The 19,862-nt window shown below is 73.2% G+C and carries 20 protein-coding genes; 10 read left to right on the top strand and 10 right to left on the bottom strand.

The annotated features are described in order from the left end of the window. Positions 1-18 precede the first annotated feature (18 nt). The 3 genes from ACE1OA_RS15960 (at position 19) to ACE1OA_RS15950 (ending at position 2,988) form a co-directional block, all read left to right on the top strand. Entirely contained in the window at positions 19-612 is a 594-nt protein-coding gene (locus tag ACE1OA_RS15960; protein ID WP_356607194.1) for an ABC transporter substrate-binding protein, read from the top strand. Between the two features lie 46 nt (positions 613-658). After that, the gene (locus tag ACE1OA_RS15955) at positions 659-1,645 is read left to right on the top strand and encodes an asparaginase (RefSeq protein WP_384870257.1); all 987 of its coding nucleotides are present in this window, start codon (positions 659-661) and stop codon (positions 1,643-1,645) included. Positions 1,646-1,743: 98 nt separating this feature from the next. After that, on the top strand, positions 1,744-2,988 hold the full coding sequence (locus tag ACE1OA_RS15950) for a GNAT family N-acetyltransferase (protein ID WP_361315195.1): 1,245 nt from the start codon (positions 1,744-1,746) through the stop codon (positions 2,986-2,988). A 113-nt stretch (positions 2,989-3,101) separates the two neighbouring features. On the opposite strand, the gene ACE1OA_RS15945 is transcribed toward ACE1OA_RS15950, so the two are convergent. After that, the gene (locus ACE1OA_RS15945; RefSeq protein ID WP_356607188.1) at positions 3,102-4,001 is read right to left on the bottom strand and encodes a LysR family transcriptional regulator; all 900 of its coding nucleotides are present in this window, start codon (positions 3,999-4,001) and stop codon (positions 3,102-3,104) included. A gap of 71 nt (positions 4,002-4,072) precedes the next feature. On the opposite strand from ACE1OA_RS15945, the gene ACE1OA_RS15940 reads away from it, so the two are divergent. Next, positions 4,073-5,113 carry a DMT family transporter gene (locus ACE1OA_RS15940; RefSeq protein ID WP_432752943.1) on the top strand — a complete coding sequence of 347 codons (1,041 nt, stop codon included), beginning with the start codon at positions 4,073-4,075 and terminating at the stop codon, positions 5,111-5,113. Between the two features lie 86 nt (positions 5,114-5,199). On the opposite strand, the gene ACE1OA_RS15935 is transcribed toward ACE1OA_RS15940, so the two are convergent. Next, on the bottom strand, positions 5,200-6,183 hold the full coding sequence (locus tag ACE1OA_RS15935) for a helix-turn-helix transcriptional regulator (protein ID WP_432752942.1): 984 nt from the start codon (positions 6,181-6,183) through the stop codon (positions 5,200-5,202). A 63-nt stretch (positions 6,184-6,246) separates the two neighbouring features. On the opposite strand from ACE1OA_RS15935, the gene ACE1OA_RS15930 reads away from it, so the two are divergent. Next, positions 6,247-6,912, top strand: coding sequence for a TIGR03086 family metal-binding protein (locus tag ACE1OA_RS15930; protein WP_432752941.1), 666 nt, complete (start codon positions 6,247-6,249; stop codon positions 6,910-6,912). 129 nt (positions 6,913-7,041) lie between these two features. On the opposite strand, the gene ACE1OA_RS15925 is transcribed toward ACE1OA_RS15930, so the two are convergent. From ACE1OA_RS15925 to ACE1OA_RS15915, 3 genes are all read right to left on the bottom strand, one after another. Further along, on the bottom strand, positions 7,042-8,517 hold the full coding sequence (locus ACE1OA_RS15925; protein ID WP_432752940.1) for a DHA2 family efflux MFS transporter permease subunit: 1,476 nt from the start codon (positions 8,515-8,517) through the stop codon (positions 7,042-7,044). Positions 8,518-8,628: 111 nt separating this feature from the next. Then, on the bottom strand, positions 8,629-9,114 hold the full coding sequence (locus ACE1OA_RS15920; protein WP_356607178.1) for a MarR family winged helix-turn-helix transcriptional regulator: 486 nt from the start codon (positions 9,112-9,114) through the stop codon (positions 8,629-8,631). A gap of 123 nt (positions 9,115-9,237) precedes the next feature. Continuing rightward, positions 9,238-9,972, bottom strand: coding sequence for a TetR/AcrR family transcriptional regulator C-terminal domain-containing protein (locus tag ACE1OA_RS15915; protein WP_356607176.1), 735 nt, complete (start codon positions 9,970-9,972; stop codon positions 9,238-9,240). 128 nt (positions 9,973-10,100) lie between these two features. On the opposite strand from ACE1OA_RS15915, the gene ACE1OA_RS15910 reads away from it, so the two are divergent. Together ACE1OA_RS15910 and ACE1OA_RS15905 are read left to right on the top strand one after the other, a co-directional pair. Beyond that, positions 10,101-11,603 (top strand): MFS transporter, encoded by a 1,503-nt coding sequence (locus ACE1OA_RS15910; RefSeq protein ID WP_432752939.1) that lies wholly within the window; start codon positions 10,101-10,103, stop codon positions 11,601-11,603. A gap of 135 nt (positions 11,604-11,738) precedes the next feature. Continuing rightward, positions 11,739-12,233, top strand: a complete 495-nt coding sequence (locus ACE1OA_RS15905; protein WP_432752938.1) for a hypothetical protein — start codon at positions 11,739-11,741, stop codon at positions 12,231-12,233. A 211-nt stretch (positions 12,234-12,444) separates the two neighbouring features. Here ACE1OA_RS15905 and ACE1OA_RS15900 read toward each other — a convergent pair whose 3' ends face one another. The 3 genes from ACE1OA_RS15900 to ACE1OA_RS15890 are packed head-to-tail and all read right to left on the bottom strand — an operon-like array spanning position 12,445 to position 14,910. Then, positions 12,445-13,257, bottom strand: coding sequence for an ABC transporter permease (locus ACE1OA_RS15900; protein WP_356607170.1), 813 nt, complete (start codon positions 13,255-13,257; stop codon positions 12,445-12,447). Further along, a complete protein-coding gene (locus tag ACE1OA_RS15895) occupies positions 13,254-14,219 on the bottom strand; it encodes an ATP-binding cassette domain-containing protein (protein ID WP_356778631.1) in 966 nt (321 codons plus the stop codon). The genes ACE1OA_RS15900 and ACE1OA_RS15895 overlap by 4 nt, the downstream gene beginning before the upstream one ends. A gap of 19 nt (positions 14,220-14,238) precedes the next feature. Then, positions 14,239-14,910 carry a DUF4097 family beta strand repeat-containing protein gene (locus tag ACE1OA_RS15890; protein WP_384870272.1) on the bottom strand — a complete coding sequence of 224 codons (672 nt, stop codon included), beginning with the start codon at positions 14,908-14,910 and terminating at the stop codon, positions 14,239-14,241. A 381-nt stretch (positions 14,911-15,291) separates the two neighbouring features. Between ACE1OA_RS15890 and ACE1OA_RS15885 the strand changes: the two genes are divergently transcribed. From ACE1OA_RS15885 to ACE1OA_RS15875, 3 genes are all read left to right on the top strand, one after another. Beyond that, positions 15,292-15,771, top strand: a complete 480-nt coding sequence (locus ACE1OA_RS15885; protein ID WP_356778632.1) for a helix-turn-helix domain-containing protein — start codon at positions 15,292-15,294, stop codon at positions 15,769-15,771. 49 nt (positions 15,772-15,820) lie between these two features. Next, positions 15,821-16,381 (top strand): hypothetical protein, encoded by a 561-nt coding sequence (locus tag ACE1OA_RS15880; protein ID WP_384870273.1) that lies wholly within the window; start codon positions 15,821-15,823, stop codon positions 16,379-16,381. Positions 16,382-16,468: 87 nt separating this feature from the next. Next, positions 16,469-16,813: a DUF2516 family protein gene (locus tag ACE1OA_RS15875; protein WP_356607279.1), complete on the top strand. Its 345-nt coding sequence runs from the start codon at positions 16,469-16,471 to the stop codon at positions 16,811-16,813. A gap of 82 nt (positions 16,814-16,895) precedes the next feature. On the opposite strand, the gene ACE1OA_RS15870 is transcribed toward ACE1OA_RS15875, so the two are convergent. Further along, entirely contained in the window at positions 16,896-18,140 is a 1,245-nt protein-coding gene (locus tag ACE1OA_RS15870) for a PP2C family protein-serine/threonine phosphatase (RefSeq protein ID WP_356607160.1), read from the bottom strand. 455 nt (positions 18,141-18,595) lie between these two features. Further along, a complete protein-coding gene (locus ACE1OA_RS15865; protein ID WP_384870274.1) occupies positions 18,596-19,678 on the bottom strand; it encodes a C40 family peptidase in 1,083 nt (360 codons plus the stop codon). Positions 19,679-19,862 lie beyond the last annotated feature (184 nt).

The raw sequence follows: 19,862 nt of genomic DNA, 5'->3' as shown, positions 1-19,862 counted from the left end.
CCGGTCGAGGGGAATCACATGAGTGCATCTGGCGCCGGGCAGACGCCGTCCGGTCCCGTACGGCTGACCCGGATCGGCGCGGCCGGACGACCACCTGTGCAGCGGACGGCCGAGACCGCCCTGCCGGAACGGCCCACACCCGACATCACCGCCCTGCGGCTGACCGAGTTGCGCGCGCTGCGCCGCGACGCGCAGGGCGACGAGGCCGACCTCAGCTACGTCCGCAGGATGCTGCAGGGCCGGATCGACATCCTGCGGGCCGAACTGGCCCGGCGTGCGGATCCCGAGACGCCGGTCCTCGACCGGCTCTCGGAGATCCTCGCGGACGCGCCCTCGCGGCTGCGGACCTCGGCCCGGCACGTGACGCTGTCGACGCCGCGCAGCGAGGAGTACCGGCGGCTGGCGGCCGAGATGCTCTCGGAGGTCGAGCTGTCGGACCTGGCGGCCCGCACGGACGAGGAGCTGCACACGGCCATGGGGCGGCTCGCGGGCTACGAGCAGCAGGTCTCCCGGCGGCGTCAGCAACTGCAGCGGACCGCGGACGACTGCAGCGCGGAGATCGCCCGCAGGTACCGTGAAGGGGAAGCGCAAGTAGACGACCTGCTGATCTGAGGCGATCCCTCCGGGGCGGGTCGCCCGCCCCGGAAGGCCGACCGTCATGTCCATCGCCCTGTCCACGGCTCCGTCCGGGGATCTGTCCTCGGGCCGGTCGCCGGTCCTCGCCGAGGTCGTCCGCTCGGGATTCGTCGAGGGGGTCCACCGGGGTTCGCTGGTGGTGCTGGCGGCCGACGGCTCGGTGGAGCGGGCCTGGGGAGACCCGGCCGCACCCGTCTTCCCACGGTCCTCGAACAAGCCGATGCAGGCCTCCGCGCTGCTGCGCGCCGGCCTGGACCTCGCGGGCGAACGACTGGCGCTGGCGGCGGCGAGCCACTCTGGCGAAACGTTCCACCTCGATCTGGTGCGCATCATGCTCGGCGAGCACGGCCTCACCGAGGACGACCTCCAGACCCCGCCCGACCTGCCGCTGGACCCCGTCGAGGCGGAGAGCTACCTGGCCGGTGGCCACGGGCGCGCACGGGTCACCATGAACTGCTCGGGCAAGCACGCGGCGATGCTGGCGGCGTGCGCGCGGAACGGCTGGGACCTCGCCTCGTACCTCGACCCGGACCACCCGCTCCAGGTGCTGGTGCGCGAGGAGGTCGAGTCCGCGGCGGGCGAGCCGGTGGCCGCGCTCGGTACGGACGGCTGCGGGGCTCCCCTGATGGCACTCAGCCTGACGGGCCTGGCGCGGGCCTTCCGCGCCTTCGTCCTCGCCCGGCCGGGAACGCCGCGGCGGCGGGTGGCGGACGCGATGCGGGCGCACCCGGAGTACGTGGCGGGCACCCGGCGGCCGGACACCTGGCTGATGCGGGAGATACCGGGAGCGCTGTCGAAGATGGGCGCCGAGGCCGTGCAGGCGGTCGCCCTGCCGGACGGCCGCGCCCTCGCCTTCAAGATCGACGACGGTGCCACCCGCGCGCTGGGCCCGGTACTGGCCAGGACCCTCGCCCTGATGGGTGTGGTGAACCCGGTCCTCGACCGGATCGGCGCCGTGCCCCTGCTGGGCGGCCCGACGGTGGTCGGAGGGATCCGCGCGGCGTTCTGACCGGGGGGTGTCCGCCGCCGCGGTACTCGCGTGCGGGGCGGACCCCACCGGCGGTAACTCGCGTGCGGGCGGTCGGTGAGCCCGCATAACCTCGGAGAATGAGTTCCGAGGTGCGGCCCGTCTCCGAGTCCGAGTACCCCGACTGGCTGCGGGCGCTCCACGCCGGCTTCCTGCGGCCCCCGGTCGTCACCGACGCGGAGGTCGCCGACCGGCTGCCGCACACCGACCTCTCCCGCGTGTACGGCGTCTTCGACCAGGGGAAGGTCGTCGCCACCTTCCGCTCGTTCACCCAGGAACTGAGCACGGTCGGCGGCGGCACGCTCGTCGCCGACGCCGTCAGCGGCGTCACCGTCTCCGCGACCCACCGCCGCCGCGGGCTGCTCAGCCGCATGATGGGGGACGACCTGGCCGCGGCGGCCGAGCGGGGTGACGCGGTCGCGACGCTGATCGCCGCCGAGTACCCGATCTACGGACGCTTCGGCTTCGGCCCCGCCACCTGGACCACCGAGTGGACCGTCGACGTCCGGCGTGCCGGTCTCGACCCGCGCCGTTCCGGCCGCCCCGAGGACGGCGGGCGGATCGACTTCGCCGACGGCGAGGAGATCCGCCGGATCGGCCCGCCGCTGCACCGCCGGCTGGCCGGGGTCCGCGCCGGCGTCGTCGGGCGGGACACCCGGGGCTGGGACGTCGTCACCGGACGCTGCTTCCACCAGGATCCGTGGACCGAACCCTTCTACGGCATCTACCGCTCCGAGTCCGGCGAGGTCGAGGGCTATGTCGCCTACACCTGCGACGACCGGTGGGAGGACGGCAAGCAGCCGCTGAACACGGCCACCGTGAAGGAGCTGATCGCCGTCACCCCGGCCGCCGAGCGTGCCCTGTGGCGGTTCCTCTGCTCCATCGACTGGGTGACCGGCGTCAAGTCCGGATACCGCGCCCCCGACGACCTCCTCCCGCTCCTGCTGCCCGACCCGCGGGCGGCCAGGGCGACGACGCACGCCGACATGCTCTGGGTCCGGGTCCTCGACGTCGCCAAGGTCCTGGAGACCCGGACGTACGCCGCCGCCGGCAGCCTCGTCCTCGACGTGCGGGACACCGGTGGTCCGGCCGGCGGGCGCTACCGGCTGGACGCCTCGCCCCAGGGCGCCTCCTGCACGCGGACCACCGAGTCCGCCGATCTGGCGCTCGACGTCGCCGAGTTGGGCACGCTGTCGCTGGGCGACGAGTCGGTGGTCCGGCTCGCCGACCTGGGCCGGGTCGAGGAGCTCGCCACGGGCGCCGCCGCCCTCGCGGACACCCTGCTGCGGGCGTCCCGCCGGCCCTGGTGCTTCGACGTCTTCTGAGCCGGGACGGGCGAGGCCGGCCGGTGGTCGTCGGCGGACGGGCCGGGGACGGCCGACGGCCGCCCCGCGCGATCGCGGGTGGCACGGTTCCGGGCGCGGTGCGCGCCGGACCTTCAGGCCGACCGGCGCTCCGGCCGGGCCTCCTGAAGTGCCGTCAGCAGGTCGCGCACGGCGGGCAGGCTCAGCGAGGACTCCCGTACCGCCGCGTGGATCGAGCGGACCGGCTCCGGGCCCCGGATCTTGCGGACGACCACGTTCGGGTGGCGGCTGCCCAGCCCCATCAGAGGGATCAGGCTGATGCCGAGCCCGGCCGCGACGAAGCCCTGCGCCGCCCCGTACTCCTCGCACTCGACCGCGATGTCCGGGGTGAACCCGGCCGCCGCGCACGCGTCCAGGACCGCGTCGAGACAGGGTCCGGGCCGCTCGCTGCCGACCCAGGGCTCGGTCGCGAGATCGGCCAGCTCGACGGCGCCGCGGCGGCCGGCCAGCGGGTGGCCCTTGGGCAGGACGACCCGGTACGGGTCGTCGACCAGCGGGACCAGCCGCAGACCGTCGCCGGACGTGCCCGCTCCGCCGTCCCGCGGCCGGACCAGGAGCGTGAGGTCCGCCTCCGGGTCGGTCGCGCCGTCGGCGATCCTCAGGTCGACCCGGATCCCCGGGTGTTCGGCGCGGAAGCGGGCCAGGGCCGGGGCCACGAGGTCGGCCCCCGCCGTGGCGAAGTAGCGGACCGCGATCCGGCCGGTGCGGCCCGCCCGCAGGTCGGCCAGCGCGGTCTCGGCCTCGGCGACCTGGCGGCCGATGACGGCGGCGTACTCGGTGAGCAGCCGCCCGGCGGCGGTCGGCCGCACGCCCCGGCCGAAGCGTTCTAGCAGTTCGATGCCCGCCTCCCGCTCCAGCACGGTGATCTGCTGGCTCACCGCCGAGGGGGTGTAGCCGAGGTGCGCGGCGGCGGCGGTGACCGAGCCGCTCGTGACGACGGACCGGAGCACCTGCAGACGTCTCACATCGAGCATGTAGGAGAGCTTAACGCTGGATGCATGATTCTTCGCTTGTCCTGTCGGGTGAGGCGGAGGACGGTGGAGCCATGACATCGGCGACACGCATGGGCGTGCTGGCCCTGCTCTGGGGCTCGGGCTTTCTCTGGATCAAGATCTCCCTCCAACAGGGCCTGACGCCGGGGTGGATCACCTTCGTCCGGTGTCTCCTCGGGGCGGCGGTGCTCCTCGCGCTCGCGTACGGGACGGGGCAGCGGCTGCCGCGGGATGGCACGACCTGGCGGCGGCTGGCCGTCGCGGCCTTCTTCTGCAACGCGCTGCCCTTCCTGCTCTTCTCGGTCGGCGAGCAGACCGTCGACAGCGGGGTGGCGGGCGTGCTCAACGCCACCACCCCCCTCTGGGCCCTCCTCATCGGACTGGGCACGGGCACGGACCGGCCGCTCCACCCCGCCCGGCTCGGCGGGCTGGTGCTCGGCTTCGCCGGTGTCCTGCTGATCTTCGCGCCCTGGAGCGCGGGCTCCGGCCTGATGAGCCTCGGCGCGCTCGCCCTGCTGGGTGCCTCCGCGAGCTACGCGGTGGCCTTCGCGTACATGGCCCGCCGGCTCACCGGGCGGGGCACCGCGCCGCTGGCGCTCTCCGCGGCCCAGCTGCTCACGGCGACCGGGCTGAGCGTGCCGGCCCTGGCGGCCGGCGGTTCGGCGGGGGTCACCTGGGCGGGAGTGCTCGCGGTCGTCGTGCTCGGGGTCTTCGCGACCGGCCTCACCTTCCATCTGAACTACCGGATGATCGCGGAGGAGGGGCCGACGAGCGCGGCCACGGTCGGCTATCTCCTGCCGGTGGTGTCCGTGGCGCTGGGCGCCCTCGTCCTCGACGAACCCCTGAGCGCGCGGGTCGTGACGGGCATGGCGGTCGTACTGGTCGGGGTGGCGCTGACCCGGTGGACGACGGGCGTCGCTGCGGCCGGGGGCGGGGCGGCCGGGCAGGGGGCGGCGCCGGTCCCGGAGGCGGCGGACGCGGTTCCGCAGGGGCGCGGTACGGAGGCGCGCGGTACGGAGACGCGCGGTACGGAGCGCCCCGCCCGGGAGGTGCCGGCGCCGGCCGCCGCGGAGGAGACCGGCGCGCCCCGCTGAACGGGAGGCCGCGCCGGCCGCCTTCGGGCCCCGCGCGCGGCGGGATTGCCGGGAGGGTCCTCCGGACGTCGCCGAGGGCCCGTCGCTCAGGCCGGGCCCGACCGGGCGGCGCCCGGGGGCGCGGACGGTGTGGAGCCGGCGTACACCCGGGCCAGTTCGGCACCGAGGCGGGCCAGGTGGGCGCGGGCCTCGGGGGGTTCGAGGACCTCGACACGGGCGCCCAGACCGGCGAGCTGGGCGGCCACCACCTCCGGGGTGGGGCCGTCCACCTCGATGGCCGACCAGCCGTCCTCGTCCCGCCCGGTGTACCGCAGCCGCCCGCCCAGGAGCCGGTCCAGGACCGCCGCCGTGCCGGGCGCGGCGCGGCCCCGCACGGTCGCGGCGACCATCCGGTCCTCCATGCGGGCGGCGAGCGTGCGCCAGGTGGCGGCGAGGTCGAACCCCGCGGGCCGTACGGCCGGTTCGCCCGTCTCCACGACGGAGACGATCCGGCTGACGCGGAAGGTGCGCAGGCCCGCGTCCGTGTCCGCCACCAGGTAGCGGACCCCGGCCTTGGCCGCGACGCCCAGGGGGTGCACGGTCCGCTCACGGGGCTCCTCGCCGGGGCGGGCGTAGCCGATCCGGAGCCTGTGCCCCTCGACCACGGCCCGCTGGAGCGCGGGGAGCCGGGGTTCGCCCGCCTCGGTCCCGGACCAGTCCGTGCCGTCGTCGACCCCGGCGCGGGAGGCCGCCTCGGCGCCCTCCCGCAGGGGTGCCGGCAGCGCCCGGACGAGCTTGCGCAGGACGACCCGCAGTTCGGGACTGGTGGCGCTCGGTCCGGCGAGCAGGAACAGTGCGCGGATCTCGCTCTCGGTCAGCCCGCTCAGGTCGGTGCGCGCGCCGCCGACCAGAGCCCACCCGCCGCCGCGCCCGGCCTGCGCGTACACCGGGATGCCCGCGGTGGCCAGGGCTTCGAGGTCCCGGCGGGCGGTCCGCTCGGACACCTCCAGTTCGGCGGCCACCTCGGCGGCCGTGACGCGGCCCCGGGTCTGGAGGAAGAGCAGGGCGGCGACGAGTCGGTCGGCTCTCATGTGCGGGATTCTCGCGGAGAAACCGGTCAGAGGATGACCGGTTATGCGAGCAGAGTGCCGTGCATGACCCAGTCGACGACGCGCCACCAGACCGCTTCCCCGTCCACCCCCGCTCCCCCGTCCACCCCCGCTTCCCCGTCCGTCCCGTCCGCTCCCGCCGCCGGCTCCGCCTCGCCGTCCGCCGCCGATCCGTTGAGCGCCTTCCTCGGCGCGGTCGCCCTCGCCGCGGCCACGCTGGACGCCGTACGCCCCGACCAGTACGACCTGCCGACGCCGTGCGAGGAGTACGACGTGCGGGAGCTGGCCCGGCACATCGTCGCCGTCCTGCGGCGGTTCGCCCTGGTCGGGCGCGGCGGCGACCCGATGGCCCTGCCGCACGTCGCGGACGGCTCGTGGCACGAGGCGGCCGACGAGGCGAGGGCGGTCTGGACCGCTGATCCCGGGCTGCTCGACAGGCCGGTGACCCTGCCGTTCGGCACGCTGCCGGGTGCCGCCGCGCTGGTGGCGTACGCGGGCGAGTTCACCGTGCACACCTGGGACGTGGCGGTCGCGACCGGTCAGTCGCCCGCCTGGGATCCGGCCGTCCTGGCGGCGTCGCTGCAGGCGATGGAGCGCGCGCTGCCGGCGGAACGCCGGGGCGAGGGGGTCCCGTTCGGCCCGGTCGTCGAGACCGCCCCCGACGCGCCGGCCGTCGACCGCCTGGTGGCCTGGTACGGACGTCGCCCCTGAGCCGCCGGGTCCCGGACCGCCGGACGACGAGGCCGAGGCCGCTTCGACCACCGCGGGGTGGGTCCGAAGCGGCCTCGGCCGCGCGCCGCGTTTCCGGTCCGCGTCGTGGTGCGGGGCGCGGCAGGCCGCTCAGACGGCGGCCGGGTGGGCCTCCCGCTCGGCGGGAGCGGCCTGCCCCGTCTCCTCCGGGCGGCGCAGGACGGCGAAGGCGACCACCAGCGCGGCGGTGAGGAGGCCGGCGCCGACCCCGAACGCCAGGTGGAATCCGCCGGTCAGGGCCTCGGCGGCCGGACGGCCGGCCGCGGTCAGCGACTCGGTGCGGGAGGCGGCCAGCGTGGAGAGGACCGCGACGCCGAGGGCCATGCCGATCTGCTGGGTGGTGTTGAAGAGACCGGAGGCCAGGCCCGCGTCCTCCGCCTTCGCGCCGGACATGCCCAGCGAGGTCAGGGCGGGGAGCGCGAGGCCGAAGCCGGCCGCGAGGAGCATCACCGGCAGCAGGTCGGTGAGGTAGTTCGCCTGCTCGGCGCTGCCGGGCACCCGGGTCAGCAGGCCGAGGACGCCGATGAGCAGCACCAGGCCGGCCAGCAGCACGTTGCGTTCGCCGAAGCGGGCGTTGAGCCGGGCCGAGACGCCCAGCGACACGGCGCCGATGACGGCCGCGGCCGGCAGCATCGCGAGGCCGGTCCGGGCCGCGCCGTAGCCGAGCACGTTCTGCAGGTAGAGCGCGACGAGGACCTGGAAGGAGAACAGGGCGGCGACCATCAGCATCTGGACCAGGTTGGCGCCGGCGACGCTGCGCGAGCGGAGGATCCGCAGGGGCATCAGCGGGTTCCTCGCCGTGGCCTGGCGGACCAGGAAGCCGGCGATCAGGAGCAGGGCGAGGGTGCCGAGGCCGAGGGTGTGGGCCGAAGTGGCGCCGTACGTCTCGACCTTGACGACCGCGTAGATCCCGGTCATGAGGCCGGCGGTGACGAGCAGCGCGCCGAGGGCGTCCGCGCCCGCCTTCAGGCCGAGCCCGCTGTCGGCCGGGAGGGCGGGGACGGCGACGAGCACGGTGGCGATGCCGATCGGCAGGTTGATGAAGAAGATCCAGTTCCAGGCGAGCGCGTCGGTGAGGACGCCGCCCAGGACCTGTCCGATCGAGGCGCCGGCGGCGCCCGTGAAGCTGAACACGGCGATGGCCCTGGCCCGTTCGCGCGGCTCGGTGAACAGCGTGACGAGGATGCCGAGGCCCACCGCGGACGCCATCGCGCTGCCGACGCCCTGCAGGAAGCGGGCGGCGATCAGGACCCCGGGGGAGGCGGCGACGCCGGCCAGCAGGGACGCGGCGGTGAAGACCCCCGTCCCCGCGAGGAACATCCGTTTGCGGCCGATCAGGTCGCCGAGGCGGCCGGCGAGCAGGAGCAGCGAGCCGAAGGCGATGAGGTAGGCGTTGACGACCCAGGTCAGACCGGCCGGGGTGAAACCGAGGTCGCTCTGGATGGCCGGCATGGCGACGGTGACGATGCTGCCGTCGAGGATCGTCATCAGCATCCCGGTGGCCAGGACGCCGAGGGCGAGCCGGCGGGAGCGGGTCCGGGGGGAGGGTGCGGCGGTGGCGGACATCGGGGTCTCTCCTGTCGTCGGGAGCAACAAGAAAGACCGTAGCAGATAGTTTTGTTGCAGACTATCTTTTACGGAACCTGGCTGTGCGGCCGCGTCGCGCGGCTCCGGCGGCTATCCCTTCTGGCGCGCCCTCCGGGCCGGCCGCGGCCCCTCGACCGGGGTCTCCAGGTGGCCCTTGACCAGCCGGTTCAGTGCGCGGAGCAGGGCCTCGCGCTCGTCGGCGGGCAGCGAGCCGAGGGCCTGCTGATGGACGTCGTCGACGATCTTCTGGCTCTCCACGGCGACCTTCGCCCCCTCCTCGGTCACCGCGATGATCCGCGCACGCCGGTCGGTGCTGGAGGGCCTGCGCTCCGCGAGGCCGGCCTTCTCCAGGGCGTCGACGGTCACCACCATCGTGGTCTTGTCCATGTCGCCGATCTCGGCGAGCTGGGCCTGCGTGCGCTCCTCCTCCAGGGCGTGGACGAGGACGCAGTGCATCCGCGGGGTCAGTCCGATCTCGCCGAGCCGGGCGCTCATCCGGGTCCGCAGGACGTGGCTCGTGTGGTCGAGGAGGAAGGACAGGTCCGGTTCGGTGCGCGTGGGCGCCATGGCGGTCATGCTCGCCAGGGTAACGAAAGCCGGTCCGTCGCGGATTATCCGCAACTGGAAGACCGGGGCGACCGGCGGGCGGGGGCGCGGGCGGGTGCCCCCGCCCGCCGGTCCGGACCGGGCGCCCCCGGGTCAGGGCGCGTCCGCGAGGCGCAGGGCGAGGCCGTCGAGGACGACCTCCAGGCCGTACGCGAACTTGTTGTCGCGGATCTCCACCGGGTCGACGATCGCGTGGACCCCCGCGTCCGCGTAGGCGTCGGTGAGGTGGTCGTGCCCGGCCGCGGCCTGCTGGGCGGCCGGCATCAGCCGGGCGATGAAGTCGGCCTCGGTCTCGCCGGAGCGGGCGACCGTGGTGAGCCACGCGGCCTCGGTGGTGCTCATGCCGATGACGTACGAGAGCACGGTGTCGATCGCCCGGCTCGGCTCGGGGAAGCCCGCCGAGGTGAACAGGGCGGCCAGCCGCTCGGAGTACGCCATGAGGTTGGGGCCCAGGTAGGCGAGCCCGGCCTGGCCGAGGACCGAGGAGAGCCAGGGGTGGCGGAGGGCCGTCGCGCGGAAGGACGCGGCGGCCTCGGTGGCGGCGGCGCGCCAGTCGGGGCCGCCGGCCGGCGGGACCGTGATCTCCGCCGCGACCTCGTCCACCGCGAGCTCCATCAGCTCGTCCTTGGTGGCCACGTGCCGGTAGAGGGAGGTCGCGCCGGCGTTCAGCCGCGCGCCGAGCTTGCGCATGCTCAGCGCCTCGATGCCGTCGGCGTCCAGCATCACGATCGCCTCACGGACGATCGACGCCCTGCTGAGCGCGGGTTGGTCGGGCTCGCGCTGCTGCCTCGCCCACACGGACGGGATCGGGTTGCTCTTGGCGGCCATGGAGCCTCCTGAGGTTGCGTACGACGTTCGCATCCAGCGTACGGGAAACGAGTCTTGCGTACGGTGCTCGCAGCTGCGTACAGTGTTCGCAACGAAGGAACGACGTACGCAGGTCGAGAGGAAACCCCATGGAAACCCGCAATCCACGCCGCTGGTGGATCCTCGTCGTGCTGTGCCTCAGCACGCTGGTCCTGGTGGTCGACAGCATGGCGCTGACGGTCGCGGTGCCCTCGATGACCGAGGACATCGGCGCGAGCGCCCAGGACATCCAGTGGATCCTCGACTCCTACATCCTGGTGTTCGCCGGCCTGCTGCTGACCTCCGGAAGCCTCGGAGACCGGTTCGGGCGCCGGAAGGTGATGGTCCTCGGCCTGCTCCTGTTCGGGCTGGCCTCGCTGGCGGCGACGGTCTGTACCAGTCCCGCCGAGGTGATCGCGGCACGGATCACGATGGGGGTCGGCGGCGCTCTGATCATGCCCTCGACCCTGTCCATCCTCATCACCGTCTTCGACGAGGACGAGCGGCCCAAGGCGATGGCGGCGTGGGGCTCGGTGTCCATGCTCGGCCTGGTCGGCAGCCCGGTGCTCGGCGGCGTGCTGATCGACCACTTCTCCTGGCACTCGATCTTCTTCATCAACGTCCCGGTCGTGGCCCTGGCCGTGCTCGCCGCGCTCACCCTCATGCCGGAGTCCAAGGGCCCGTGGCAGAAGCCGGACCCGCTCGGCGCGGTGCTCTCCGTGGCCGGCATGACCGCGCTGATCTGGTGGATCATCGAGATCCCGCAGCACGGCGTCTTCGGCGGCCGGTCGGCGATCACCCTCGTCGTCGCCGCGGTCTCCCTGGCCGGCTTCGTGATCTGGGAGAACGTCACCGACTCGCCGATGGTCCCGCTGGTCCTCTTCAAGCACCGCAACTTCAGCGGCGGTTCGCTCTCCCTGACCCTGGTGCAGATCGGCAACGGCGGCCTGCTGCTCGTCCTCACCCAGTACCTGCAGTTCGTCCTCGGCTACTCGCCGATCAAGGCCGGGCTCGCCTTCGTCCCGCTGGCCGTCGCCGCCCTCATCGGCAACGGTGCCGGTGCCGGCCTGGCCGCGAAGATCGGCCACCGCCTCCTGATCCTGGCCGGCATGCTCGTCATGGCCTCGTCCTTCGCCCTGCTGACCACGGTCACCGCCGACTCGGGCTTCACCCTCCCGGCGATCGCGCTCGGTCTGCTCGGCCTCGGTGCCGGCCTCGCGATGCCGGCCGCGGTCGGCGCCCTGATGGGCACGATCCCGGAGGAGAAGGCGGGCGTCGGCTCGGCCCTGAACGACACCATCCAGCAGGCCGGCACCGCGCTCGGCATCGCGATCCTCGGCTCGCTGCTGACCGCCAACTACACCGCCGAGATGCCCGCCGACGCCCCCGAGGCGGCCCGGCAGTCGATCGGCGGGGCGGTCGCCGGCGGCGACCCCGGCCTGGTGGCCGCTGCCCGGGAGGCCTTCGCCTCCTCGATGTCGACCACCTTCACCGTCAGCGCCGTCGGCGTCCTGGCCGCCGCGGTCCTCGCCGCACTGGTCATGCGCGACAAGAAGCCGGCCCCGGCCGCCGAGGAGCCCTCGGCCCACGAGGACACCGAGCTCGTCGCCTGACCCGCCACCTCCGTCCCGACGCGGAAGGCCGGCACCCCACCCGGGGGCGCCGGCCTTCCGCGTACCGCTTCGCGGCTCATCTCCACCGTCACCCCGCCGCGAGCTGCGGAAAGCGTGACCAGGATCCCCGCTAGAGTGATCATCTTCGACCAACTCTGCTCTCTCACCGGGGGATTCATGCGCTTCAAGTACACCGTGGCCACCTGTGCCACAGCCCTGGCCGCCGTGCTCGGCCCGCTGGCCGCCACGCCCGCCGCGGCCGCCCCGCTCACGACCTCCGACAGCGTGACCGCGACGGACTTCTCGTACTACGGCCGGATGGACATCGGCTGGCGGGGCCGCCCGTACCGGCTCGACCCCGTCAACATCACCCTGAAGGACACGGCGACCGACGGCTACGCCATCGGCATCCGCCTCATCACGAACGGCGAGAACGGCCGGATCGAGTGGCGGATGCGGACGATCCCGACGGGCCGTGACACGGCGACCTGGACGACGTACGCGGCGCCCGGCGGCTACATCAGCCTCGCCTACTTCGAGGTCTGCAAGATCAAGGTGAGCACGGGTGTCGTGACGACCTGCCACGCCTCCTCGGTGATGCATGCGCCGTTCGACGACTCCTCGATCTGACCGCACCACCCGCTCCACGCGCGAAGGGGACGCCCGCTCATCGGGCGTCCCCTTCGCGCGTGCCGGCCGTTCCGCTCTCCCGCCCGCTTCCTCGCTCCCGCCGCCCCGGCCCCGCACGCGGAACGGGGCGGCGGGCGCCGACGCGATGTCGGTGCACGCCGCCCCGGGGGGTCGGACGGGTCGCGGGACGAGGCCCGCACGGTCATGGCGGTCAGCTCGGGTCGCTGTTGAACTTCGAGGTCGACCAGAAGTAGCCGAGCACCGTGAGGCCGACGCACCAGGCGACGGCGATCCAGCCGTTGTTGCCGATCTCGGTGCCGAGCAGCAGGCCGCGCAGGGTCTCGATGGCGGGGGTGAAGGGCTGGTACTCGGCGATCGGCTGGAACCAGCCCGGCATCGAGTCGAGCGGGACGAAGGCGCTGGAGATGAGGGGCAGGAGGATCAGCGGCATCGCGTTGTTGCTGGCGGCCTCGGCGTTGGGGGCGCCCATGCCCATCCCGACCGCGATCCAGGTGAAGGCCAGCGAGACCAGGGCGAGCAGTCCGAACGCCGCGACCCACTCCAGGACGCTCGCATCGGTGGAGCGGAAGCCCATGGCCACCCCGACGGCGCCGACCAGGACGACGCTGATGATCGCCTGCAGCACGCTGCCGACGACGTGCCCGAAGAGCACGGACCCGCGGTGGATGGCCATGGTGCGGAAGCGGGCGATGATGCCCTCGTTCATGTCGGTGGAGACGGAGACGGCGGTGCCGATCGTGGTGGAGCCGATGGTCATGAGCAGGATGCCGGGCACGAGGTAGGCGATGTAGGCGGAGCGGTCTCCGCCGCCGATCCCCGCGCTCATGGTGTCGCCGAAGATGTAGACGAAGAGCAGCAGCAGCATCACCGGGGTGAGCAGCAGGTTCAGCGTGAGGGACGGGTAGCGCCGGGCGTGCAGGAGGTTGCGGCGCAGCATCGTGGCGCTGTCGCGCACGGCGAGGGAGAGCCGGGACGGGCGGGCGGGAGCCAGGGCGGTGCTCATCGGACGGTCTCCTTGGACTGGTGGGGGACGGCGGATCCGCCGGTCAGGGCGAAGAACACGTCGTCGAGGTCGGGGGTGTGGACGGTCAGTTCGTCCGCCTCGATGCCGGCGGTGTCGAGCCGGTCGAGGACCGTGCGCAGTTCGCGCTGGCTGCCGTCGCTGGGGATCTGCAGGGACAGCGCGTCGTCGTCGCGGGCCGCCGCCTCGCCCAGCGAGGAGGAGGCGTTCCGGTACGCGGCCGGGTCGGTGAAGCGGAGGCGGATGTGCCCGCCGGGGACGAGCCGCTTCAGTTCCTTGGCGGTGCCTTCGGCGGCGATCCTGCCGTCGTTCAGCACCGCGATGCGGTCGGCGAGTTCGTCGGCCTCCTCCAGGTACTGGGTGGTGAGGAAGACGGTGACGCCGCCGGTGACGAGTTCGCGGATGATCTGCCACATGTTGTGCCGGGAGCGCGGGTCGAGGCCAGTGGTCGGCTCGTCGAGGAAGATGATCCGCGGGTCGCCGACCAGGGTCATGGCGATGTCGAGACGGCGCTTCATGCCGCCGGAGTAGGTGGACGCGGGCTTCCTGGCGGCCTCGGTGAGGTCGAAGCGCTCCAGGAGTTCGGCGGTGACCCGCCGCCCCTCCCGCTTGGACAGGTGCTGCAGGTCCGCCATGAGGAGCATGTTCTCCTCGCCGGTGATCAGGCCGTCGACGGCGGAGAACTGTCCGGTGACGCCGATCGAGGCACGCACGGACTGCGGGTCGGTGGCGAGGTCGTGGCCGCCGACGCGGATCGAGCCGCTCGCGGGGTCGGGCGAGATGAGGGTGGAGAGGATCTTGACGGCGGTGGTCTTGCCGGCGCCGTTCGGGCCGAGCAGGGAGAAGATCGTTCCTTCGGCGACGGCGAGGTCGATGCCGTCGAGGACGGTCTTGTCGCCGTAGGACTTGCGCAGCCCGTTCGCCGCGATGGCCAGGTCGGTCATGAGAAGGCTCCTTCGAAGATCAGAGGCTGCGGGCGGTGATGTCGCCGTAGGACGTGGTCGCGTGGATGTTCAGGCCGGCGTCGGCGCCGTCGGTGTTCCGGAGCGCGTTGTCGATCCGGCCGTGGCCGGTGCCCGCGTCCAGGGAGGCGGAGACGCCGCGGGCGGCGCCGACCGAGATGTCGCCCTGCTCGGTGCGGAGCGTCACCGCGCCGCGCAGCGCCTCGGTGATCCGGATGGCGCCCCGCTGGGTGCTGATCTCCGCGGGGCCGCCGAGCCGGCCGACCGAGACGTCGCCGTCGTGGGCGGTGAGGCGGGCACTCGCGGCCTCGTCGAGCTTGACGGAGCGGTAGCCGCCCGCGAAGGCGACGTCGCCGAGCCGTCCGACACCGCGGAACTCCGCGGCGGCCGCCTTCGCCTCGACACGGGAGCCGGTGGGCAGCTGGACGGTCACCTCGATGGCCCCGGAGTGCCCGAGGAACCTGTTCTTCGCCGGCGGGACCTCGATGCGCAGGACGCCGTCGCCGTAGACGACCTCGGTCTGCTCCGCGACCTTCACGTCCCGGCCCTTCGAGGCGTCGGCGGGCAGGATCTCGACCGTGGTGTCGGCCCGGTCGGCGGCGATGAACCGGATGCGGCCCCCGGGGATGTCGAGGACGGCGGTCACCGGGCTGGGGGTGTCGAACTTCTGCATCGTGATCTCCTGCTTCCGCGTCGTGCGCTGTGTGGTCCCGCGCTCTTTCTGATGACGGAAACGCTACGTTGCATTCAAGGAAGTGGCAACAAGTTCGTTGCGATGCAATGGCATCGCTGCAGCTCAGAGTGGCAAATTCGTTGCAACGGTTCTGATTTCAATGCAACGACCTCGCCGTGGCTCATTGCAATGAATGGGGAGTGAACGCTACGCGGGGATGCCGGGGGGCGTCAGGGCGGGATCCCTGGCGGTGGGGGGAGGGGTGCGGCGGCGGAAGCGTGGGCCTGCCCGCGCTCGACCGCTCCCGCCCACCCCCGTGACGCGGCGCACTATTGCAAGCAGGTGCTTGCAATAGTTAGCGGAGGGTGGCATCGTCGGAGCATGGCATCACTGAACGTCGGCAATCTCGGCGAGTACCTCCGCGAGCAGCGGCGCTCCGCGCAGCTGTCCCTGCGGCAGCTCGCCGATGCCGCCGGGGTGTCGAATCCGTACCTGAGTCAGATCGAACGCGGTCTGCGCAAGCCCAGCGCCGAGGTGCTGCAGCAGGTCGCCAAGGCCCTGCGGATCTCCGCCGAGACGCTGTACGTGCGGGCCGGGATCCTCGACGAGAAGGAGCGGGAGGAGCTGGAGACGCGGGCCGTCATACTCGCCGATCCCTCGATCAACGAGCGGCAGAAGCAGGTGCTGCTCCAGATCTACGACTCCTTCCGCAAGGAGAACGCCGCCGATGCCGCGGCGACGACGGTCACGGATTCCGCCGACGGAGCGACCGGGGCCCACCGGGCCGCCGGCACCTCCGACGCCGTCGACGCCCCCGAACCGCCCGAGGCCGAACGACCCTCGACCTCGACCCAGCCGTAGCTCCAGCAGTCGTCGTCGCAGTACGTACCCATCCGGGAGGACCACACCCATGGCCATCATCGAAGAACTGCGTACCCCCCTCTACTTCGCCGCCGGCACCGCCGACCTCGCCGTCCAGCAGGCCAAGAAGGTGCCCGGGCTGATCGAGCAGATCGCCGCCGAGGCCCCGGCCCGCATCGAGGCCGTGCGCAAGACCGACCCGAAGGCCGTGCAGGAGAAGGTGTCCGCCGGCGCCAAGGAGGCGCAGGCCACCGTCACGTCGAAGCTCGCGGAGGTCGTCGGCACCCTCGACACCGACCTGAAGAAGCTGGGCGAGACCGCCCAGGACCTGGCGCTGCGCGGGGTCGGCGTCGCCGCGGAGTACGCGGTGAAGGCCCGTGAGAAGTACGAGGAGGTCGCCGCGCACGGCGAGGAGGCCGTCCGTGCCTGGCGCGGCGAGGCCGCCGAGGAGCTCACCGAGATCGCCGTCGTCGTCGAGCCGGACGCGGTGAAGGAGCCGGAGACGAAGGCCGCCGCCGAGGAGCCCGCCGCCAAGAAGACGCCCGCCGCGCGCAAGGCGCCCGCCCGCAAGTCGACGGCCAAGAAGACCGCCGACGCCACGGAGCAGTAAGGCGGGGCACCAATCGAGGTGCCCGGTGCGTTGTACCGGGTACCTTGACCGCGAGGCGCTCCAACCATTCACGAGGCGGTGCTCAGTATGTTGCGCGACGGGTTCGATTCCATCCTCTCGCTGGTGATCTGGCTGGTCTTCATCGGCTTCGCCGTGGCCTCGTTCGCGATCGCGGCGACCGTGCGCGAGGACGCCTACCGCGCCGCGGAGAAGCAGACCAAGAAGTTCTGGCTGATCCTGCTGGGCATCAACCTCGCCCTGAACCTGCTGCTGCCGGGGATGCTGTTCCTGCAGATCGCGGGTCTCATCGCGGCCATCGTCTTCATGGTGGACGTGCGGCCCGCGGTCCGGCAGATCTCCGGCGGCGGGGGCGGTCGGCGCGGCGGCTCCAGCAGCGACGGACCGTACGGCCCCTACAACGGCGGACGGTAGCCCTCCGCGGTCACGGAGCGCGGGACAGCGGCGGGTGCCGTCCCCGCCGGCCGCGACACAGGTGGGAAGCAGGGCCCGGGGGTCAGCCCCGGGCCCTTTCCAGTGCCAGGACCGCCACGTCGTCGGTCAGTTCCCCGCCGTTCAGCGCGCGCACCTCGGTGACCGCCGCGTCCAGGAGCTCCTCGCCCCGCAGGCCCCCGGCCAGCTGCCGGTTGATCATCTCGACCATCCCGTCCTGGCCGAGCCGCGGCGAGCCGGGGCCCGCCGAGCGGCCCTCGATCAGGCCGTCGGTGTACATCAGCAGGCTCCAGGACGCGCCCAGTTCCACCTGCCGCCGCGGCCAGCGGGCGCGCGGCAGCAGCCCGAGGGCCGGGCCGCCGTCCTCGTACGGCAGCAGGCGGGCCGGCCGGTCCTTGCGGGCGATCAGCGGCGCGGGGTGTCCGGCCAGGCAGAGGCCCGCACGGCGGCCGTCCGGGGCGATGTCGACCGTGCACAGCGTCGCGAAGATCTCGTCGCTCTCCCGCTCGTGCTCCAGGACCTGCTGCATCGTCGAGAGCAGCTCGTCCCCGCAGAGGCCGGCGAAGGTCAGCGCCCGCCACGCGATCCGCAGCTCGACGCCGAGCGCCGCCTCGTCCGGGCCGTGCCCGCAGACGTCGCCGATCATCGCGTGGACCGTGCCGTCCGGGGTGCGGACGGTGTCGTAGAAGTCGCCGCCGAGCAGGGCGCGGGAGCGTCCGGGCCGGTAGCGGGCCGCGAACCGCAGGTCGGAGCCCTCAAGCAGCGGGGTGGGCAGCAGTCCGCGCTCCAGCCGGGCGTTCTCCTGGGCCCGCAGCCGTGACTCGGCCAGCTTGACCTGCACCGCGTCCGCCCGCTTGCGCTCGACCGCGTAGCGGATGGCCCGGCTCAGCAGCCGTCCGTCCAGCTCCTCGCGGAAGAGGTGGTCCTGGGCACCCACGCGGACCGCCTCCGCCGCCAACTCTGCGTCGGCCGACGCGGCGAGCGCCAGGACGGCGTGCCGGGGCGCGAGCCGCAGGAGGTGCCGCAGTGGCGCCAGCGGGTCGTCACCGGCGGCACGCGGCCCGGGCAGCGCGAGGTCGACCAGGACGCAGTGCACGTCGTCGGTGAGCAGCCGCTCGGCCTCGGTGAGGTTGCGGGCGGTGCGGATGCGGACGCGAGTGCCGTCCGCGTCCAGCAGTTCGGGTACGGCAAGGGCACCCGCCGGGTCGTCCTCGACGACCAGGAGGGTGAGGTCGGTGCCTGCCGCGGCGGTGGCAGCGCCGGTCGCCGCAGCAGAGTCGGTTCTCTGTCGCGGTACGGGTACGGACATCGGTCCTGGTTCCTTCCCTCCCCCCGAGGGCGCGGCGGGTGCCGAACGACGACCCGCCAGACCGGGACCATAGCGGTACCCCGGCGGGCAGCGGAATGGTGATCACGGTACGGGCATCGGGGAGCGGATGGCATATGCCGCGCATGGGGAGGTTGTTGCCCGCGAAGCCATGACGAACATCACGTGGCGGGCCGGCCGCCGGCGAGCGTGACCGGGGCCACGGACGCCTCGCCGGAGGCGTTCGGGGAGGTGCGGGGGCGTGACGCGCATGCCGAACCGGGAGATCCCGGTCAGCACGGACCGGCTGCCGGTGACCGGCGGCACATGGCCCTCCGGGCTTCCCGCGGCGTGTCGCCCGCCGGGTCTCCCGCGGCGGGGTGCCGCGCCCGCCGCCCGCGGTGCCGGGACCCCGTGACTCCGGTCCCGCCCCCGCCGGTCGGGGCGGACCGCTCCCGTCAGCCGGGGCGGACCACTCCCAGGATCTCCATCGAGCCCGCGCCCGCGATCGTCACGTCCCGGCCCGGGCGCGGCGCGTGCACGATCGCGCCGTCGCCGACGTACATCCCGATGTGGCTGGCGTCCTTGAAGTAGACGATCAGGTCGCCGGGCCGCATGTCCTTGATGTCCACGTGCGGCAGCAGGCGCCACTGCTCCTGCGAGGTGCGCGGGATGGGGCGGCCCGCCGCGATCCAGGCGCTCTGGGTCAGCCCGGAGCAGTCGTACGAGCCCGGTCCTTCGGCGCCCCACACGTACGGCTTGCCGATCTGCGCGGTGGCGAACCTGACCGCCTTCTTGCCCTGCTCGGTCGCCTTGCCGTCCAGGCCCTTGAGGATGCCGGAGTTCAGCCACGCGGTCTGCGCCCGGTACTGCGCCTGCTCCTCGAGCCGGCGCAGGCGGGCGCGCTCCTCGGCGGCCAGCTCGGACTCGAGCTTCTTGGCCGCCTCGATCTTGGCGTCGATGTCCTTCTTTGCCTTGGCCTGCTTGAGGCGGTTGGCCTCCAGCTTGGTCCAGTTGGTGCTGGCGTCGTTGGCGTAGGTGGTGAGTTCGACCTGGGTCTGCGCCATCTCCGCCAGCAGGTCCCTGGTGGCCTTGGCGCCCTGCTGTAGCCGTCCCGCGTGGTCGAGGAAGAGCTGGGGGTCGTCGGTGAGGACGAACTGGGCGCCGTCGGGCAGCCCGCCGTTGCGGTACTGGGCGCGGGCGGCCGCGCCCGCCTGGGCCTTGAGGCGGTCGATCTTCTCGCGGCCGGCGACGATCATCTGCGCCAGTTTCACGATCTCGGCCGACTGCTCGTCGGCCTGCTCCTCGGCGAGGTTGTAGGCGTCGGTGGCGGCGGCGGCCTGGCGGTACAGGCCGTCGATCTCGGCGCGGACCTCCTCGAGGGTCTTCTCGGGGAGCCGGGGCGCGGTCTGTGTGGACCCCGGGCGGGGGGTCGGCGGCAGCGGTGCCGCGCTCGCCTGGAGCGTCAGCGCCGGTGAGGCAAGCACCGTCAGGGCGCAGACCACGGTGAGCGTGGCGGTGGTCCAGCGGCGTCGGTTCAAAGCTCCCCCTCGGACGGCCCCATCTGATTTACCGTCAGTAACTTCCTCGTGACCTTGGCGATAGTGCCATGCGAAACGTGAAAGCAACAGGGGAAACCGGGACGTGCGGGCCGACTTCCCCCCACGGGGACGTGTGATCGGCGCGTCACGTTCCCGACGGGGGCCGAATGCACCGGGATGTGAC

This window comes from Streptomyces sp. JL2001 (genome assembly GCF_050917515.1).
In the GTDB taxonomy this organism is placed as follows: Bacteria; Actinomycetota; Actinomycetes; order Streptomycetales; family Streptomycetaceae; genus Streptomyces.
The sequence above is the reverse complement of the archived record's forward strand: the minus strand, read 5'-3'. Positions and strand labels throughout refer to the sequence as shown.

Excerpts from the sequence above, each read along its gene's own strand:
- ACE1OA_RS15960 (WP_356607194.1), top strand. The coding sequence starts at position 19 with ATGAGTGCATCTGGCGCCGGGCAGACGCCGTCCGGTCCCGTACGGCTG.
- ACE1OA_RS15955 (WP_384870257.1), top strand. The coding sequence starts at position 659 with ATGTCCATCGCCCTGTCCACGGCTCCGTCCGGGGATCTGTCCTCGGGC.
- ACE1OA_RS15950 (WP_361315195.1), top strand. The coding sequence starts at position 1,744 with ATGAGTTCCGAGGTGCGGCCCGTCTCCGAGTCCGAGTACCCCGACTGG.
- ACE1OA_RS15945 (WP_356607188.1), bottom strand. The coding sequence starts at position 4,001 with ATGCTCGATGTGAGACGTCTGCAGGTGCTCCGGTCCGTCGTCACGAGC.
- ACE1OA_RS15940 (WP_432752943.1), top strand. The coding sequence starts at position 4,073 with ATGACATCGGCGACACGCATGGGCGTGCTGGCCCTGCTCTGGGGCTCG.
- ACE1OA_RS15935 (WP_432752942.1), bottom strand. The coding sequence starts at position 6,183 with ATGAGAGCCGACCGACTCGTCGCCGCCCTGCTCTTCCTCCAGACCCGG.
- ACE1OA_RS15930 (WP_432752941.1), top strand. The coding sequence starts at position 6,247 with ATGACCCAGTCGACGACGCGCCACCAGACCGCTTCCCCGTCCACCCCC.
- ACE1OA_RS15925 (WP_432752940.1), bottom strand. The coding sequence starts at position 8,517 with ATGTCCGCCACCGCCGCACCCTCCCCCCGGACCCGCTCCCGCCGGCTC.
- ACE1OA_RS15920 (WP_356607178.1), bottom strand. The coding sequence starts at position 9,114 with ATGACCGCCATGGCGCCCACGCGCACCGAACCGGACCTGTCCTTCCTC.
- ACE1OA_RS15915 (WP_356607176.1), bottom strand. The coding sequence starts at position 9,972 with ATGGCCGCCAAGAGCAACCCGATCCCGTCCGTGTGGGCGAGGCAGCAG.
- ACE1OA_RS15910 (WP_432752939.1), top strand. The coding sequence starts at position 10,101 with ATGGAAACCCGCAATCCACGCCGCTGGTGGATCCTCGTCGTGCTGTGC.
- ACE1OA_RS15900 (WP_356607170.1), bottom strand. The coding sequence starts at position 13,257 with ATGAGCACCGCCCTGGCTCCCGCCCGCCCGTCCCGGCTCTCCCTCGCC.
- ACE1OA_RS15895 (WP_356778631.1), bottom strand. The coding sequence starts at position 14,219 with ATGACCGACCTGGCCATCGCGGCGAACGGGCTGCGCAAGTCCTACGGC.
- ACE1OA_RS15890 (WP_384870272.1), bottom strand. The coding sequence starts at position 14,910 with ATGCAGAAGTTCGACACCCCCAGCCCGGTGACCGCCGTCCTCGACATC.
- ACE1OA_RS15885 (WP_356778632.1), top strand. The coding sequence starts at position 15,292 with ATGGCATCACTGAACGTCGGCAATCTCGGCGAGTACCTCCGCGAGCAG.
- ACE1OA_RS15880 (WP_384870273.1), top strand. The coding sequence starts at position 15,821 with ATGGCCATCATCGAAGAACTGCGTACCCCCCTCTACTTCGCCGCCGGC.
- ACE1OA_RS15875 (WP_356607279.1), top strand. The coding sequence starts at position 16,469 with ATGTTGCGCGACGGGTTCGATTCCATCCTCTCGCTGGTGATCTGGCTG.
- ACE1OA_RS15870 (WP_356607160.1), bottom strand. The coding sequence starts at position 18,140 with ATGTCCGTACCCGTACCGCGACAGAGAACCGACTCTGCTGCGGCGACC.